Here is a 16138-nt window from a genome sequence, read left to right on the forward strand (position 1 = left end):
ATAACATTATAAAGATATAATTCCTTCTATTTTTTCTGCTTTTTTGTAAAACGAAATTACTTCGTCTGAATTTGCTACTTTTAAGATAATAGAAACACTTACGTATTTCCCAGTTTTCGATTTTTTCGTAGTAATTACTGCTCCTCTATTATCAAAAATATCTTCTACTTCAGTAACCTGATTTTTAGTAGTAGGCACAATAAATTTATACAAGTAATCTGCAGGAAAGCTTGTAGTATCATCTAATTGAACTTTTAATTTGCTATAAAATTCGCTTTTTTCACTCATAATTTTCTTAAAAATTTATTAAACTATTTACAAATAGCAAGCCACAAAATTACATTAAAAATTAGTTTTATAAAGGGAATGATTTATTTTTGTAAAATGCAGAAAAAAATTGTGCTTATTGGAGGCCCTGGAACTGGCAAAACAACTGTTCTTAACAACCTTATTTCCAGAGACTTTTTTTGCATGGAAGAAGTTTCTAGAGAAGTTATTCTAAAAGCAAAGGAACAGGGTGTAGATCAGCTTTTTTTAACAGAACCACTACTTTTTAGTACTATGTTACTAGAAGGAAGGGAAGAACAGTACAAAACTGCTTATAAAACAAAACACGAACTTGTTTTTTTTGATAGAGGAATTCCAGATGTGCATGCATACATGAATTATTTTAAAACTTCGTATCCACCTGTTTTCTTAGAAAAAAGTAAAAAATATAAATACGACTGCATTTTTCATTTTTCTCCTTGGGATGAAATTCACACCACTGATAACGAACGTTACGAAACTTTCGAGCAATCTGTAATCATAGATAAATTTTTAGTAGATGCCTACAAAGAATTGGGTTACAAAATTATAAATGTTCCTTTTGGAACTATTGAAGAAAGAACAAATTTCATTTTAAATTCGCTTTCTTGCGATTTATGATGTCTCCTGAAAAAATACTCGCCCAATATTGGGGTTTTTCGGAATTTAGAACACCTCAAAAAGAAATAATTACAGCAGTTCTAGAAAAAAAAGATGTAATTACTTTATTACCAACTGGTGGTGGAAAATCTTTGTGTTTTCAAGTTCCTGCCTTAGCAATAGAAGGTACTTGTTTAGTAATTTCTCCATTAATTGCTTTAATGCAAGATCAAATAGAAAATCTTAAGAAGCTAGATATAAAGGCGGTTACAATTCCCTCTGGAAATAGCCCAGATGAAATAATTACACTTTTCGACACAATAAAATTTGGGAATGTAAAATTTCTTTACATTTCCCCTGAAAGATTGCAATCTCACTTAATTCAGCAAAAATTAAAGGAAGTAAATTTGAATTTGGTTGCGATTGACGAAGCACATTGTATTTCGGAATGGGGCCACGATTTTAGACCTTCTTACAGAAACATAAAAATTCTAAGAGAAATAAATACTAAGGTTCCTTTTATTGCCTTAACTGCAACTGCAAATAAAAAAGTTCTAAAAGATATTGAAGAAAATTTAGAACTAAAAAATGTAAATATATTCCGAAAATCTTTTTCAAGAAAAAATCTAGCTTATCAAATTTTTAGGGTTGAAGATAAATTACAACGCTTGTTACAAATTTTTACTAAAACAAAATCGCCAGCGATTGTTTATGTAAATTCTAGAAAAAAAACAGAAGAAATCTCCAATTTCCTAAACGCAAACGGATTTAAAAGTAGTTTTTATCACGCTGGTTTATCTAAGATTGAAAAGCAAATTTCTTTTGACAATTGGATGACAGAAAAAAAACCCATAATTGTGGCTACTAATGCTTTTGGAATGGGCATAGACAAACCAAATGTTGGTTTGGTAATACATTATAATTTGCCTTTTAGCATAGAAAATTACGTACAAGAAACTGGTAGAGCTGGTAGAGATAATAATAAATCGTTCGCAGTACTTTTGTATAACGAGCACGATATTTTAATGTTTAAAGAGCAGTTGAAAAAATCGCTTCCAACAATTAAAGAAATTAAAGAAATTCATAAAAAATTATATCAATATTTTAGAATTTCAAATGGCGAAATTTTAGAAACTGCTTTTGATTTTAATATTTTAGAATTTTCTAAAAAATATAATTTTTCTGTTTTAAAAACAGATGCTGTTCTTAAAATAATTTCTAATTACGGTATTATAGAACTAACAGATAATTATAACAAAAAATCTACATTAAGATTTACTACACACCATTCTTCTATTTTAAAACTTGGAGAAAAAAATACTTATTTAAAGAATTTTATTGGTGTTTTGTTACGAACTTATGGAGGACTTTTCGAAAATGAAATAAAAATTGATGAGTTCTTTATCGCTAAAAAAGCAAGTATTACTTCAAGAAAAGTAATCGAAAATTTAAAAAAATTACAAGAACTAGAATTTGTAGAATATGTTTCTGTGCAAGCAGCTTCTTCTCTTTTATTTCTAGTTCCTAGAGAAGATGATATAACAATTAATCGCTTTTCGAAAGACATGAAACAGTTTCTAGTTCAAAAAAGTAAAAAAGCTACAGATTTACTCAGTTTTATAAAGAACGACAAACTTTGTAGAAGTATACAACTTCTCTCCTATTTCGATGAACATACCTCAGAAAAATGTGACGTTTGTGATGTTTGTTTGTCAGAAAGAAAAACAATTAAACGAAAAGATCTTTCAGAAAAAATAATTAATCTTTTAAAGGTTGAAAAAATGCTGACTTCAAAAGAAATAAGCGATTCTTTAAATAGTAATGAGAAAGACATTTTAATACATTTGCGAAACCTTTTGGCTTTGGATAAGGTATTTTTAAATCATCAAAATAAATTTCAAAATAAATAGCATGAGAGATATACGCATCGTTTTTATGGGAACTCCAGATTTTGCAGTGACTATTCTTAAAAATTTAGTTGAAAAAAATTATACAATTGTTGGGGTTATTACTGCTCCAGACAAACCTGCAGGTAGAGGAAGGAAACTAAATGAATCTGCAGTTAAAAAATATGCGAAGTCTCAAGGTTTAAACATTTTACAACCTACAAACCTTAAAAATGATGAGTTTACACAAGAATTAAAAGATTTAAATGCCAATCTACAAATTGTAGTTGCATTTAGAATGTTGCCAAAATCGGTTTGGCAAATGCCAGAATATGGTACTTTTAATTTGCACGCTTCTTTATTGCCAGAATACAGAGGTGCAGCTCCAATACATTGGGCAGTTGTAAATGGAGAAACGAAAACTGGGGTTACCACCTTTTTTATTGATGATAAAATAGATACTGGAGAAATTATATTACAACAAGAAATTGAAGTTGCCAAAGACGAAACTGTTGGAACGTTACATGACAAATTAATGTTCTTAGGTGCAGATTTGGTTACAAAAACTGTGGACATAATAAAGGAAGGAAATGTAAAAACGACAAAACAACCAGGTTTAAAAGAAAAATCTGCTCCAAAATTAAATCCTGAAAATTGTAGAATCGATTGGAACGATTCCTTAGACAATGTTTACAATAAAATTCGTGGTTTAAATCCATTTCCAGCTGCTTGGACAATTATATATAATAATAACGAAGAAATTTCTGCAAAGATTTATGGAATTCAAAAAGAAGAAGAAGAAAACCATAATTTTGAGTCTGGAAAAATAATAAGTTCTAAAAAACAGTTGAAAGTTGCTGTAGATAAAGGATATATTATTATAGACGAAATTAAACTTTCTGGAAAGAAAAAAATGGATGCAAAAAGTTTGCTAAATGGGTTTCATTTTAGCTCAGAAGCAAAAATGATGTAAAGCCTTTATTCGTAAGGTTTTTAGGGTTTTTGGAATTTCAACACTTGCTTTATTAACAATTTGTATACTTTTATTAACAAAAAGGCACTTTTTTAGGGGGCAAATTTGCGTAAGCCCACAATCCGTCTATATTTGTTAAGCTTTTAAGCGAAAAAATATTTTATTCAATTAATTTTAAAAATCAATTTATTATGAACAAGTCAGATTTAATCGATGCAATGGCTGCAGATGCAGGAATTTCTAAAGTAGCAGCTAAAGCAGCTTTAGAGTCTTTTACAGGTAACGTAACTTCTTCTTTGAAAAAAGGTGAAAAAGTTGCTTTAGTAGGATTCGGAACTTTTTCAGTATCTAACAGAGCTGCAAGAAGTGGAAGAAACCCACAAACTGGAAAAACTATCCAAATTGCTGCTAAAAATGTAGCAAAATTTAAAGCTGGAGCTGGATTAAGCGATGCTGTAAACTAATTATTATAGTTTCAAATAATATAAAACTCTCTTTTTAAGAGAGTTTTTTTTTTGCCACATTTTTCCTATCTTACATATCAAATATAATTGATGAAAAAAGTAAAACTACAAAAGGGTAAATTATTAGTTGCTGAGCCTGCCATTTTAAACGATAGTTCTTTTAATAGAGCTATAATTTTGCTAGCAGAACATACTAAAAGTAATACAGTAGGTTTTATTTTAAATAAACCTTTGGAATATACTGTTAATGACTTAGTACCAGACGTTCGTTGTAATTTTAATGTATATGAAGGTGGACCAGTTGAACAAGATAATTTATATTTCGTTCATAAAATTCCGGAATTATTGGAAGATAGTTTAGAAGTTGCGAATGGTATTTTCTGGGGAGGTAATTTTAAACAACTTAAAAACTTATTAAACGAAGGTTTGTTAGAGGAAAGTGATATTCGTTTTTTCTTGGGTTATACTGGATGGAGTGAAGGCCAATTAGAAAATGAAATTAAAGAAAACTCTTGGTTTGTTTCCGAAAATGATTTTGAAAACGTTTTTACATTAGAGGAAGAAAATCTTTGGAAAAATAAACTCCTTCAAAAAGGAGGGAATTACAAATTGTGGGCAAATGCTCCTGAGGATTTTAATTTAAATTGATTGTTTTTTTCTTTATTGTTTTGAGAGAGTGCGTTAGGGATTGAAGCATTTGTTTGAGCTCTTTTATTGCCCAAAGGCAAATAAAAAGCGAGTGTGTAAAGCCCGCTAGAACGCCCTAAAAATTTTAAGAAATTAATTTCCTGCTATTTGTAACACTTTTAAATTATTATTCAGTTTCTTTCCAAACTCAGTTGTAAAAGATTTCTTTTTGTAATTGGTTATTGGTTGAACTCCCATAATTGCGTTCGTAATAAAAACTTCGTCTGCTTTTTGAATTTCAAATGGAGAAATTACTGTTTCTTCTAAAGTAAATTCTTTATTATTTGTAATGATTTCTATTACTTTACTTCTTGCAATTCCTTTAATGCAACCCTCTGTTAATGCAGGTGTTTTAACAATATTTCCTTTAACAACGAAAATATTTCCGTTCGTAACTTCTACGACTCCTTTTCTTTCGTTTAGTAAAATGCAATTATCTAATTCGTTTTCTTCTGCAAAAATACTTGCCAAGGTATTTACCATTCTGTTATTGGTTTTTACTGTTGATAAAAGTCCAGAATAATTATAAAAATCTTTAAAAACATCTATTTGATATGTTTCTTTCGTTTGGTAATTGCTTGGAGAAACTTCGATTATATAATCTATTTTATTAGTTTTTGGTGTGTACAAACCACCCTCTTTTCTATATACATTTAATCGTGCTCTAAAGGAAAACGCTTCATCTTGTACTTTTACGGTTTTTAAAATTTCTTTTTCTAAAAATTCTAAGGTAAATTCCATAGGAATTTTCATTCGCAACATTCTCATAGAAGCCATTAATCGAAAATAATGGTCTTCCCAAAAAACAACTTTTTTGTTTACGATTTTAATGGTTTCGAAAATTGCGTCTCCATATTTAAACCCTCTATTATCAGTAGATAACTGTACGTTTTCTTTAAAAAGTAATTCGCCGTTAAAATTAATCATTGGTAGTTTTTTACAGATGCAAAACTACTATAATTTAGAAGATTTTTTGCATAAAAAAACCAGCAATTCTGCTGGTTTATATATTTGTAAAAGCTAACTAAGCTCCTATAGTATGTCTTAATTCATCTATTTGATTTTCCCAGAGTTGTTTTGCTTCTTCTACTTCATCTTCGTCATCTGCAAAATCGGTAACAATTATAGAAACATCTTTGGTTAATGGATCTACTTGAATCTTTAATTCGAAAAAACTTTCATCATCTTCGCTTTCTAACCATTTCCAACGGATTCTTTCGTCTGTTTTTTTTGTAATTAATTCTGCTTCTTCTTCTACTCCATCCCAAATAAAACTGAATATTTTTCCTCTAGAATTCACTTTATCTGCAAACCATTCTTGCAAATTAGAAGGTGAAGATACATACTGATACAGCATGTTTGGCGAGGCATGAATAGGAATTTCCAATTCGAATTTTACTTTTTCCATTATTGATTTTGTTAGGTTGACAAGATAGGTATTAATTCTATTTAAAAAAAATTAAAAACACCTCTTGCTTATCTATAAAATTCAATTATATTTGCACCCTCAATAAATTAGGCGAGGTAGCTCAGTTGGTTAGAGCGCAGGATTCATAACCCTGAGGTCACGGGTTCAAATCCCGTTCTCGCTACAGATTTTAAATAAAAAATGCACTTTAAAAAGTGCATTTTTTTGTCTTAAGTTATTTTTAAAAGTAAATTCACTTCTCATCTCCATTCACAAAAAAATACCGAATTCGACAGGCGTTTCCTTTACTAGATGGATTTTTTTCTGTTAAAACTTTTATTTTTAAAGTATGGTTTCCTTCATCTAAACCAGCTACCAATGTTTTATACCAAGGTAAGTGTAATCCAGCACTCCATTTTGTAAATAGGTCTTGTTTTATCCAAGGACCTCCATCAACTTTCCATCCAATTATTCCTGCATCTGGCCCTGCTGCAATTGCAATTCCTACTGCATCTCCTTTAAATTTGAACTTCAGTATTTTTCCAAAACCATCATTTACCAACATTGGTACATTTGTATAATTTTCTCTAGTTCCTTTTCCGTCAGAAGGTTTCCAATTCTCTATATATTTCCAACCTTTTTGTTTCCTATATTTTTTTGTTGAAAATAAGTTTCCACTATTATAATTACCTTTTATTAAAATGTTTGGTAATTTATATGAAGTTATTTTTTCATGAACATTAATATTTTTTTGCCAAGCGTTTTCTAGAAATTGCTTAATAGAATTATAGTAAATTCCTTGTCCAAATGGTGATGGATGTAAATTTATAAAATCTTCTTTCCAAGTGAATTCTTCATTATCGATTCTTTCAGTTACTTCTTTTGCTAAATTGATTGAAGGAATGTTATAATGAATTGCTATTTTTTCATGATTTTGTATTACTATGGGTGTTTTTCCATTTCTGTAAACTTCCATTTTTCTAGGGTTTACAAAATGCATCAATAAAATATCTACAGCAGGATTATCTTCTCGAACATGTCTTACAATGCCTTCCATGGCTCTTATTTGTTCTGCTGAAGTTCGTCCATTTAACTCGTCGTTAACTGCAGCTTCTTCGAATAATAAATCTATGTAGCCTTTATTTAAAACATCTCGATTTAATCGAAATGCTGCAGGAGTACTTCCCATTGAACTGATACCAGCTGCGATAAATTCGAATTTGGTATCTGGAAAACGTTGTGTAAGATAATTACAGATAGAATCTCGCCAACCTCCATTATACGTTATTGAGCCTCCTACAAAAGCGACACGTCCTTTTTTTTGTTGTTTAAATTTGATAAACGAATTTCGAATGCCTCCACGTAAATTATGGTAATTAGAGGCTTTTAACTTTAATTGAGAAATATTATTTTCGTCTTTTACAACAACTTCGACTTCTTTTTGTGCCAATATTGTAAAAACACACATAGAAAAAATGAGTGCTAATAATATTTTATTATTAATGATTTTTTTAAATTTTATCACTTCAATTTTACTTTTCGTTAAATTAATTATAATATTTATTGAAGAAAAAACACTCATAAAACAATTAATATTTTAGTAAATCTGCACTCATTCCTGGTTCTTGAGGTACTTGATAATAACCACCTTTTATATTTACAGGGTTTTTAAAATACTGTTGTAAATGTGGTATATGCTCTAAAAAAATTGCTTCATGATCCATTGAAATATGGTTGAATAATACTAAATGTTGATGAATTTGACCCATATCTCCAACATGAGGAACTACTGGAACACCAAATTTCTTAGACATTAAACTAATGGTAATAAATTCCGAAATACCTCCAACTCTTACAGCATCAACTTGATTAAAGCTCATACAGCCAGATTGTAAAAAGTTTTTGAATATGATTTTATTTGGTACATGCTCTCCGAGTGCTAACTTTATCGGTGCTAATTTATTTGCCAATTTTACGTGTGCTTCCACATCATCTGGATGTGTAGGTTCTTCAATCCAGTAAGGATTTATTTCTTTTAACTGAGTACAAATCTCTATAGCTTTGGGTAAATTCCATTGTTGGTTGGCATCTAACATAATTGTTGCTTTATCTCCAGCAACTTCTCTAACCAAATGTGCTCTTCTAATATCTCTTTTTATATCTGCAGAACCCACTTTTAGTTTCATTGCTGTAAAACCAGCATCCATAGCTTTTCTGATATTTTCTTTTACTTTATCATCACTATAACTAAACCAACCTATTGAAGTATCGTAACCTTTATAACCAGTTTTAAGAATTTGTTCTCTGTTTTTTTTTGTTTCTGATGCTTTATTTAGAATTTCTAAAGCTTCTTCTCTTGTTAAAACATCTTCTAAATAAGAGAGATCTAATGTATTTACAATGTCTTTAGGAGGTAAATCTATTAATAATTTCCATAATGGTAAACCCTTAGATTTTGCCCAAAGATCGTAACATGCATTGGTTACTGAAGCCAATGCTAAATGCACCACTCCTTTGTGAGGACCTAACCATCTAAAATTAGGATCGTCTGACATTGCTTTGTAAGTTTTTCCGAAATTAGCCATTAGCTCGTTAATTTCTTTACCCTCAACATGCCTTACCAAATAATCAATCGCTTGACAAACCAAATTATTTCCCACACCTAAAGTAAATGAGAGTCCAATTCCTTCTATATTTCTATCGGTTTGTAATTTACAAACTGCATATGCATAAATTGGTGTGGTATGAATGGCATCTGAACCTGCACCATCTTTCAGTTTAAATTGACTGTCTGAAGAATATGCTTTTGTAATTGTTACTGTTTGATTCATTATTTTGAATTTTTTCTATTTTTTTTTAGTTAATCTTTAAATAAAACTCCTCCTTTTTCACTTGATTGATATGCTTTTTCTACTAGTTTCATTGTATCAAAAGCGTCTTCTGTACTGTGTAGAAGTGGAATATTTTTATCTAATACATGATTTTGAAGTCCAGCCATTGTACCTATAAATGCTTCTGGAAACCAACCACCATTTATTTTAATTTCTTTCCAGTCTTTACTTTCATTATCTAATAATTGATACTCAAATTTTGCTGGCACACCTTTTGGATAATCCATAGACAAACCAATTCTTATTAATATTACACCATTTGTACCTTCTATTTTAAAATAAGATTGTTGCTTTTCTAAACCGAAATCGTGTCCGTGATTTGTAGTAATTCTCGCTTGTGTAAACTCATTATAATCTAAAATTATTGTGGATCGAGTAGATGCTAAATCCCTCATTTTTGGGTGCTTAATTGTACTTGCATATATTTTCTTAGGATTTCCTAAAAAACTTCGAATTAAATCTAAATAATGCACACTATGATATAATATCTCTACTCTTGGTAGTTCGAACAAAAAAACCCACAAATGCCAAGGTGTGTAGACACAAACTTTAAGCTCCATATCATATATTTCGCCAATTAAACCTTTGTCAATCATCTCTCTTGCTGCGATTATGTAAGGTGCATATCGCAATTGAAAATTTACTGCAGATATAAGCTTTTTTCTATTACAAATCTCTAAGATTTGCTTGGCATCTTCCAAGTTTTCGCCCATAGGTTTTTGCATTAAAACTGCTGCACCATCAGGAAGTTGTTCTAATATTTTTACGTGAAGATTTGCAGGCAATGCCAAATCGAAAACTGCTTTATACTTTATAGCATCTATTATTAAATCTTCTAAAGTTTCATGAACTTTTTCTATAATATCGAACTCGTCTTTTAAGGCTTTTGCTTTAGATTTTACTTTATCATAAATACCAATAACCTTAAAATTTGCTAAAGTATATGCAGGCAAATGTGCATCTTTAACAATACCTCCAGCTCCAATAATAACAATTGGAAGTGGATTTTTAGGTAGTTTTGGTTGTTGATTTAACTCCATTACTTTAGATTTTTTTATTTTTCATTATAAGTTATTAATAAAAAATAACATAAATAACGATCATAATTCCAACGAGTAAAAAAGTTAGATTATTAACTATCTTTGATGGTGCTTTTACTTTTAAGTAGAAAGAATCTGGAATGTTTTGTTCAGACTTATCAAAATAAGAAATCGTTAAATAAATTAATGTTGAAATTATAAAATAAATATACGTTTGTCTTAGCCAGTTAATTCCTAAACCATTTGCACTTGAGATATAATTTTGAATGCCATGTATTGTTCCGTATTTTTCAATTAAAAATACAATTCCAGCAAATAAACTTCCTAATAGAAGTGTCCAAAAAGATGCGTTTGCAGTTCCTTTTTTGGTTAAAATTCCCCATAAGAAAACAACAACAATAGAAGGTGCAAAGATGCTAAACATTTGATTTATCAATTCGAAAATACCACCCAAATCCCCCAAAAAAGGAGACCATATAACTGCTAAAATTAATACGGATATTCCTGTTATTCGACCAATTTTAATTTTAGTTTTATCTGATAATCCTGGTTTTAATTTATCAAAAACATCGTAAACAATTAAGGTAGAACAACTGTTTAAAGCGGCTGCAACACTACTCATAACTGCCGCTAATAAAGCTGCAATCATTAATCCTTTTAAACCAATTGGCATTAATTTCATAATCATTATTGGTAATACACTTTTTGTGTTTTCTCCAATATCGTCCTTAAAAAGTGCAAAAGCTAAAATACCAGGAACTACCATAATGAATACTGGAAGAATTTTTAGAAAACCTGCAAATATTGCTCCTAATTTTGCTTGTTTTTCCGACTTTGCTCCCAATACTCTTTGTACAATTGTTTGGTCTGTACACCAATACCAAATACCCAAAATTAAATGTCCAAAAAGCATGTCTAAGAATGTAAATCCTTTTTTAATTTCATCGAAACTTACTGCTTTTAAACGGTCTGGATCTACTGCTTCTTTTAACGCTTCATAAGAATGAACTCCAACTTCTGGAAGTTTAATTATTGCTAATAATGTTATGATTAGTGAGCCTAAAATTAAAATAACGGTTTGTACAGATTCTGTAATTACAACCGAAGTTAAACCTCCAATAACTGTATAAATCCCTGTTGCTATTGCAATTATTACGATAGAAACTAAAATATTTATTCCAAATATTTCTTCGAAAACCACGGCTCCTGCATAAAAACTTACACCAATATGCATAAATAGTGCAGCCATAATACTAAAAATGGCTAAGACCACTCTAGAACGACTGTCGTATCTTTTTTCGAGAAATTCTGGTAATGTGGTTATCTTGGTTCGTAAATAAAATGGAATAAATATAAATGCTAAAATAATAAGTTCGAAAGCAGAAAACCACTCGAAATTACCCCAAACAATACCATCTTTAAAACCAGATTCGGATAAACCAACTAAATGAACCGTAGAAATATTAGACGCAAATAATGAGGCTCCAATAACTCCCCAAGTAAGAGATTTACCAGCTAAAAAATAACCTTTACTTGTTTTATTTTTCTTTCGAGAAAACCATAAACCAATAAAAACAATACCTAAAATATATACTGTAATTACTAAGATGTCTATTATAGAAATATTATTCATATTTTATTTTTTTGAAAAATTTTTATAGGCAATTAATCCTTTTTCAGTCATATGAGGTAATAACAGTTCCCAGATGTAAAATGTCATATTTTCACTTTCGCTTACTGTATAATTGGATAAAATTTCTTGTTGAGATCTCCAAAATGTAATTAAGATTCTCATGGTATGTTGCAATCGCATATACATACCTTCGTTTTTTTCTGGTTTAAAGTAATCATATTCTTTAAATAATTTAATAAAATAAGTTACTTGCTCTTTACGTACTAAAAGTGTTTTTTTAAGCAAGGCATCCACTTCTTTAAAGTTTCTGGAAATTTCTAATAAATCTAAATTGAAGAAAGAATATTTATTATGCGACTCCTCTAAGGCATTTAAAAGTTCGTTAAAATGTAAAAAAGGATCGCTGTTGTCTATTTGGTAAATACCAGAAACATCTTTAACCATTTGTTCGTAAATAGCAATTAAGAGTGCTTCTTTGTTCTTAAAGTGGTAGTCTAAATTACCAACACTAATATTTATAGCTTTTGCAATATCTCTGTGGGTTACATTTTTAATCCCATGAATATTGAAGGACTTTATCGCCTGATTAATTATTTTTTGTTTTGTTTTCAAAAATCTAAAGTTTGAAAAACAAATATACAAAATTAGGTCTAATGACCTAATTTTGTATTAAATATAGTTTTAAACGCCACTAAAAGCACTAAATCCTCCATCAATTGGAATGACAACTCCTGTTACAAATTTAGAAGCATCTGAACATAAAAAATGAATCGCCCCATTTAATTCCTCGGCTTCACCAAAACGTTTCATTGGTGTATTATTTATAATTGTATTTCCTCTATCTGTGTAAGATCCATCTGGTTTCAATAATAAATCTTTATTTTGTTTTCCAATAAAAAATCCTGGAGCAATTGCATTTACACGTAAACCATCACCGAATTTTAAAGCCAATTCTACAGACAGCCATTTTGTGTAATTATCTATCGCAGCTTTTGATGCGGAATATCCAACAACCCTCGTAATTGCACTTTGAGCCGCCATTGATGAAATATTAATAATAATTCCTTTCTTATTTTTCACCATTTCCTTTCCAAAAACTAAAGAAGGCTGAATGCTACCAAACAAATTCAGGTCAACTACTTTTTTGAAATCGTCCATTTTCAAATCAAAAACGGTTTGATCTTCTCTAATCGTTGCGCCAGGCATATTACCACCAGCAACATTAAGTAGCACATCTATTTTACCAAATTTATCTACAATTTTTTTAGAAACTTCCTCTAAACTTTCTTCGTCTAAAACACTACATGTATAACCAGCTACAGTAGCTCCTATTTTTTTCAACTCTACTAAACCATTGTCTACAGTACTTTTGTTGTGACCTAAAATAACTACAATCGCTTTATTTTGAAGTAAATGTTTTGCCATTGAAAGCCCTAAAACACCACCTCCACCAGTAATAATTATTACTTTATCTTTTATATTGAATAAATTCATATTTTCTATTTTTAATCTTTAAACTATTAACCTTTAAAAAAATCACTCATAAATAAAATTTGATATTTAAGAGAATTTCTCCAATAATTAGGGCTGTGACCTCCAGGACGTTCTATATAATCGTGTGGAATATTACGCTCTAATAATTTTTTATGCATTCTCTTATTGGCATCGTAAAAGAAATCTGAAGTACCACAATCGAAAATTAATTTTAAATGGCTTCCTTTTAAAAGATGAATCATATTTATGACTGTGTTGTTTTCCCAAACTTCTTTGTTTGTTGCATAATCGCCCAAACGTTTGCTCAAATCCCAATTTTTCGGAAAGGGTCTAATATCAAGTCCACCACTCATACTACCTGCTGCCCCAAAAACATCTTGATTTCTAAAGGATAAATAAAAAGCTCCATGACCACCCATGCTTAAACCCAAAACTGCTCTTCCTTTTCGGTCTTTTATTGTATTGTAATTAGCATCGATATAATTTACCAATTCCTTAGTTACATAGGTTTCGTATTGCACGTTTTTGTCAATAGGACTATCGAAATACCAGCTTGTAATTGCATCCGGACAAACAATAATCATATGATGTTCGTTCGCATATTTTTGAAGGTTTGGAAACCTCTTTACCCAAATTGAAAAATAACCTCCAGCTCCATGCAACATATAGAGCACTGGTAATTTTGCGTTTTGTTTTTGATATCCTTTAGGAAGAATAATTAAGTTTGAAATCTCTTTATTCATCACCTTACTTTTAACAGTAAGCGTATCTATTTCTGCTTTTGCAGTAAAAATATTTACTAAAAGAAATAAAAATGTAAATGCTACTTTCATTAGTTGTTTTTCTTATTTAATTGGAACTATTCTTATCGCATTTCCACCACCAGATGCTAATTTTAATTCTAAAATAGTTTTAGAATTTACTACTAATTCTTGGGTTGTATATGCTTCTCTATTATTTATATAATGGGTGTCTGGAGCATCTTCATATAAAAATGCTTTGTACTTTGTATTTGGTTCTAAAAAATTAAAATTTAAAGTGATTGTTCTCGGTTCACGAGTTGTTAAACTCCCTACAAACCAATTTTTTCCTTGACGACGAGCGACAGAAATATAACTTTCTATATCTCCACCTAAAACTTTATATTCATCAAACTGATTAGGGATATGTTTTACAAAATCGAATAAATCTGCTTTTTCGTTATAATTTTCTGGAGCATCTGGTAAAACCGATAAACCACTAAAAATAACAACCAATTTTGCATTTTCTGCAGCAACTGTTCCTGGAATAAACTTAAATACTCTTGGGCGAACCTCATTTCCCTCAAAACCATACCAACCATTACACATATCTATCGGGCCAGAAATCATATTGATAAAAGCCTGAGAAACCACAGTTTCTGGATAATAAGAATACTTCGCATCTGCCTGACTGTGGCAATATTCACGTGTAAATGTATTTGGCCACGTACGTTCATCTCCACTTGGAGGAATTGGGCTGTCGTGAAAATTAACCATTAATTTATACTTGGCACATAATTCAATTACTTTTCGAGTTTGCAACACTTTTTCTTGCCCGCCAGAAGTCATAAAACCATATTTTACGCCAACAGCACCCCAATCGCTAAATTGTTTTAAAACACGTTCCATACCAAACTTTTTTGCTCCAATATCATTCAAATATAAAATAATTCCGACTCCTTTTTCTTTCGCGTATCTTAAATTTTCTTCAATATTAATTTCTTTGTTAGATTTTGTTGGGTCTGAATTATCACTAAATTCTGGCCCATACCAATCTGCATCCATTAAAAGAAAATCTACATTATTTTTAGAGGCAAAATCAATTAATTTTTTATGTGAAGGTGTATTTAAACCATACGTAAAACCGTCTTTATTTTTGAAACCCCAAACTCTCCAGTCCCACATAGAGACTCCAGATTTTATCCAGGAAGTATCTTCTATTTTTGAAGGTGGATTCAAATTAACTAACAAATTGCTTTCCACCAACATTCCTGGACTTGTACCTATAAAAAGGGTTCTCCAAGAAGTTTTCATGCCAGTTTTTGCTTTTGAAGCCCCTTGAACTTCACATTGAAAAGTATCTGGTTTTCCATTTTTTCTCAATTTAAAGTTTGAAAAATCATAAATACCTGCTTCATGAATCGCTAAATATAGGTTTTTTGAAGCTTGTAAAACCAGTGGCGTATGTATAGAGCTTTCAATAGTAACTGCTGCATTGATGGATAATGGTCCTAAATTATCACGTTCTGCATTTGCAGACCACCAAGTAAAATCATCCGTAAAAGAAAACTCGGAATAATCTTTTTCAATACTAAATTCTGATAAATTTTCTTGTTTTGGAACCCCATATCTAAACGCAATACCATCGTTATAAGCTCTAAAAATGATATTTAGTTTTTTAGGGTTTTCTGATACATCTTCTAAACTTACTGTCAGTTCATTATAATGATTTTGAATATTTTTATTCTTCCACCATTTCATTTCATAGTTTTCAGTAAACTCCTTAGAACTACTTTTTAGTGCTTTAAACTCATCAGCAAAAGCGGTATTTAATTTTAAACCCAGTTTAGAATTCTGAATAATTTTAGTACCATTTACCACTACATTATAAGTAGGTGTTCCTTTATTTAGATTAAAAGTTATTGCTATATTTTTATCTGGAGAATTTACCTGATAACTTTGAGAGTTTGCAAAAAAAGGTAACCCCAGTAAAAGGATATATATAAATTTCATCTA

16 protein-coding genes and 1 tRNA gene are annotated in these 16138 nt (G+C 30.2%); 6 read left to right on the forward strand and 11 right to left on the reverse strand.

The window, feature by feature from the left end; genetic code table 11:
• Positions 1-6: 6 nt before the first annotated feature.
• Positions 7-288 carry a DUF493 family protein gene (locus tag H9I45_RS04955; protein WP_088352959.1) on the reverse strand — a complete coding sequence of 94 codons (282 nt, stop codon included), beginning with the start codon at positions 286-288 and terminating at the stop codon, positions 7-9.
• Between the two features lie 96 nt (positions 289-384).
• On the opposite strand from H9I45_RS04955, the gene H9I45_RS04960 reads away from it, so the two are divergent.
• From H9I45_RS04960 to H9I45_RS04980, 5 genes are all read left to right on the forward strand, one after another.
• Positions 385-927, forward strand: a complete 543-nt coding sequence (locus H9I45_RS04960; RefSeq protein ID WP_088352960.1) for an AAA family ATPase — start codon at positions 385-387, stop codon at positions 925-927.
• Entirely contained in the window at positions 924-2816 is a 1893-nt protein-coding gene (locus tag H9I45_RS04965) for a RecQ family ATP-dependent DNA helicase (protein ID WP_088352961.1), read from the forward strand. The genes H9I45_RS04960 and H9I45_RS04965 overlap by 4 nt, the downstream gene beginning before the upstream one ends.
• Before the next feature lies 1 nt (position 2817).
• On the forward strand, positions 2818-3765 hold the full coding sequence (gene fmt, locus H9I45_RS04970; protein WP_176397525.1) for a methionyl-tRNA formyltransferase: 948 nt from the start codon (positions 2818-2820) through the stop codon (positions 3763-3765).
• A 191-nt stretch (positions 3766-3956) separates the two neighbouring features.
• Positions 3957-4229, forward strand: a complete 273-nt coding sequence (locus H9I45_RS04975; protein WP_088324842.1) for an HU family DNA-binding protein — start codon at positions 3957-3959, stop codon at positions 4227-4229.
• Between the two features lie 90 nt (positions 4230-4319).
• The gene (locus tag H9I45_RS04980; protein ID WP_088352962.1) at positions 4320-4877 is read left to right on the forward strand and encodes a YqgE/AlgH family protein; all 558 of its coding nucleotides are present in this window, start codon (positions 4320-4322) and stop codon (positions 4875-4877) included.
• A 132-nt stretch (positions 4878-5009) separates the two neighbouring features.
• Here H9I45_RS04980 and H9I45_RS04985 read toward each other — a convergent pair whose 3' ends face one another.
• Both H9I45_RS04985 and H9I45_RS04990 read right to left on the reverse strand, forming a co-directional pair.
• Positions 5010-5843: an aminotransferase class IV gene (locus tag H9I45_RS04985; protein WP_088352963.1), complete on the reverse strand. Its 834-nt coding sequence runs from the start codon at positions 5841-5843 to the stop codon at positions 5010-5012.
• Between the two features lie 97 nt (positions 5844-5940).
• Complete coding sequence (locus tag H9I45_RS04990) at positions 5941-6324, reverse strand: START-like domain-containing protein (RefSeq protein WP_088352964.1); 384 nt, start codon at positions 6322-6324, stop codon at positions 5941-5943.
• 110 nt (positions 6325-6434) lie between these two features.
• Here H9I45_RS04990 and H9I45_RS04995 point away from each other — a divergent pair.
• A tRNA-Met gene (locus H9I45_RS04995) sits at positions 6435-6508 on the forward strand.
• A 69-nt stretch (positions 6509-6577) separates the two neighbouring features.
• Here H9I45_RS04995 and H9I45_RS05000 read toward each other — a convergent pair.
• From H9I45_RS05000 to H9I45_RS05035, 8 genes are all read right to left on the reverse strand, one after another.
• Positions 6578-7906 carry an SGNH/GDSL hydrolase family protein gene (locus H9I45_RS05000; RefSeq protein WP_088352965.1) on the reverse strand — a complete coding sequence of 443 codons (1329 nt, stop codon included), beginning with the start codon at positions 7904-7906 and terminating at the stop codon, positions 6578-6580.
• Between the two features lie 7 nt (positions 7907-7913).
• The gene (locus H9I45_RS05005) at positions 7914-9155 is read right to left on the reverse strand and encodes an enolase C-terminal domain-like protein (protein ID WP_088352966.1); all 1242 of its coding nucleotides are present in this window, start codon (positions 9153-9155) and stop codon (positions 7914-7916) included.
• A 29-nt stretch (positions 9156-9184) separates the two neighbouring features.
• Complete coding sequence (locus H9I45_RS05010) at positions 9185-10255, reverse strand: Gfo/Idh/MocA family protein (protein WP_088352967.1); 1071 nt, start codon at positions 10253-10255, stop codon at positions 9185-9187.
• A gap of 34 nt (positions 10256-10289) precedes the next feature.
• A complete protein-coding gene (locus H9I45_RS05015; protein ID WP_088352968.1) occupies positions 10290-11888 on the reverse strand; it encodes a sodium:solute symporter family transporter in 1599 nt (532 codons plus the stop codon).
• Between the two features lie 3 nt (positions 11889-11891).
• A complete protein-coding gene (locus H9I45_RS05020) occupies positions 11892-12500 on the reverse strand; it encodes a TetR/AcrR family transcriptional regulator (RefSeq protein ID WP_217896852.1) in 609 nt (202 codons plus the stop codon).
• A gap of 69 nt (positions 12501-12569) precedes the next feature.
• Entirely contained in the window at positions 12570-13382 is an 813-nt protein-coding gene (locus H9I45_RS05025; RefSeq protein WP_088352969.1) for an SDR family oxidoreductase, read from the reverse strand.
• 26 nt (positions 13383-13408) lie between these two features.
• The gene (locus H9I45_RS05030) at positions 13409-14215 is read right to left on the reverse strand and encodes an alpha/beta hydrolase (protein WP_088352970.1); all 807 of its coding nucleotides are present in this window, start codon (positions 14213-14215) and stop codon (positions 13409-13411) included.
• 12 nt (positions 14216-14227) lie between these two features.
• Positions 14228-16135, reverse strand: coding sequence for a glycoside hydrolase family 97 protein (locus tag H9I45_RS05035; RefSeq protein WP_088352971.1), 1908 nt, complete (start codon positions 16133-16135; stop codon positions 14228-14230).
• Between the last annotated feature and the right edge of the window lie 3 nt (positions 16136-16138).

The sequence above is a fragment of the Polaribacter haliotis genome (assembly GCF_014784055.1).
In the GTDB taxonomy this organism is placed as follows: Bacteria; Bacteroidota; Bacteroidia; order Flavobacteriales; family Flavobacteriaceae; genus Polaribacter; species Polaribacter haliotis.

What these genes read in the sequence shown, in the direction of transcription:
- H9I45_RS04955 (WP_088352959.1), bottom strand. Translation starts at nt 288, where the DNA reads ATGAGTGAAAAAAGCGAATTTTATAGCAAATTAAAAGTTCAATTAGAT.
- H9I45_RS04960 (WP_088352960.1), top strand. Translation starts at nt 385, where the DNA reads ATGCAGAAAAAAATTGTGCTTATTGGAGGCCCTGGAACTGGCAAAACA.
- H9I45_RS04965 (WP_088352961.1), top strand. Translation starts at nt 924, where the DNA reads ATGATGTCTCCTGAAAAAATACTCGCCCAATATTGGGGTTTTTCGGAA.
- fmt (WP_176397525.1), top strand. Translation starts at nt 2,818, where the DNA reads ATGAGAGATATACGCATCGTTTTTATGGGAACTCCAGATTTTGCAGTG.
- H9I45_RS04975 (WP_088324842.1), top strand. Translation starts at nt 3,957, where the DNA reads ATGAACAAGTCAGATTTAATCGATGCAATGGCTGCAGATGCAGGAATT.
- H9I45_RS04980 (WP_088352962.1), top strand. Translation starts at nt 4,320, where the DNA reads ATGAAAAAAGTAAAACTACAAAAGGGTAAATTATTAGTTGCTGAGCCT.
- H9I45_RS04985 (WP_088352963.1), bottom strand. Translation starts at nt 5,843, where the DNA reads ATGATTAATTTTAACGGCGAATTACTTTTTAAAGAAAACGTACAGTTA.
- H9I45_RS04990 (WP_088352964.1), bottom strand. Translation starts at nt 6,324, where the DNA reads ATGGAAAAAGTAAAATTCGAATTGGAAATTCCTATTCATGCCTCGCCA.
- H9I45_RS05000 (WP_088352965.1), bottom strand. Translation starts at nt 7,906, where the DNA reads ATGAGTGTTTTTTCTTCAATAAATATTATAATTAATTTAACGAAAAGT.
- H9I45_RS05005 (WP_088352966.1), bottom strand. Translation starts at nt 9,155, where the DNA reads ATGAATCAAACAGTAACAATTACAAAAGCATATTCTTCAGACAGTCAA.
- H9I45_RS05010 (WP_088352967.1), bottom strand. Translation starts at nt 10,255, where the DNA reads ATGGAGTTAAATCAACAACCAAAACTACCTAAAAATCCACTTCCAATT.
- H9I45_RS05015 (WP_088352968.1), bottom strand. Translation starts at nt 11,888, where the DNA reads ATGAATAATATTTCTATAATAGACATCTTAGTAATTACAGTATATATT.
- H9I45_RS05025 (WP_088352969.1), bottom strand. Translation starts at nt 13,382, where the DNA reads ATGAATTTATTCAATATAAAAGATAAAGTAATAATTATTACTGGTGGA.
- H9I45_RS05030 (WP_088352970.1), bottom strand. Translation starts at nt 14,215, where the DNA reads ATGAAAGTAGCATTTACATTTTTATTTCTTTTAGTAAATATTTTTACT.
- H9I45_RS05035 (WP_088352971.1), bottom strand. Translation starts at nt 16,135, where the DNA reads ATGAAATTTATATATATCCTTTTACTGGGGTTACCTTTTTTTGCAAAC.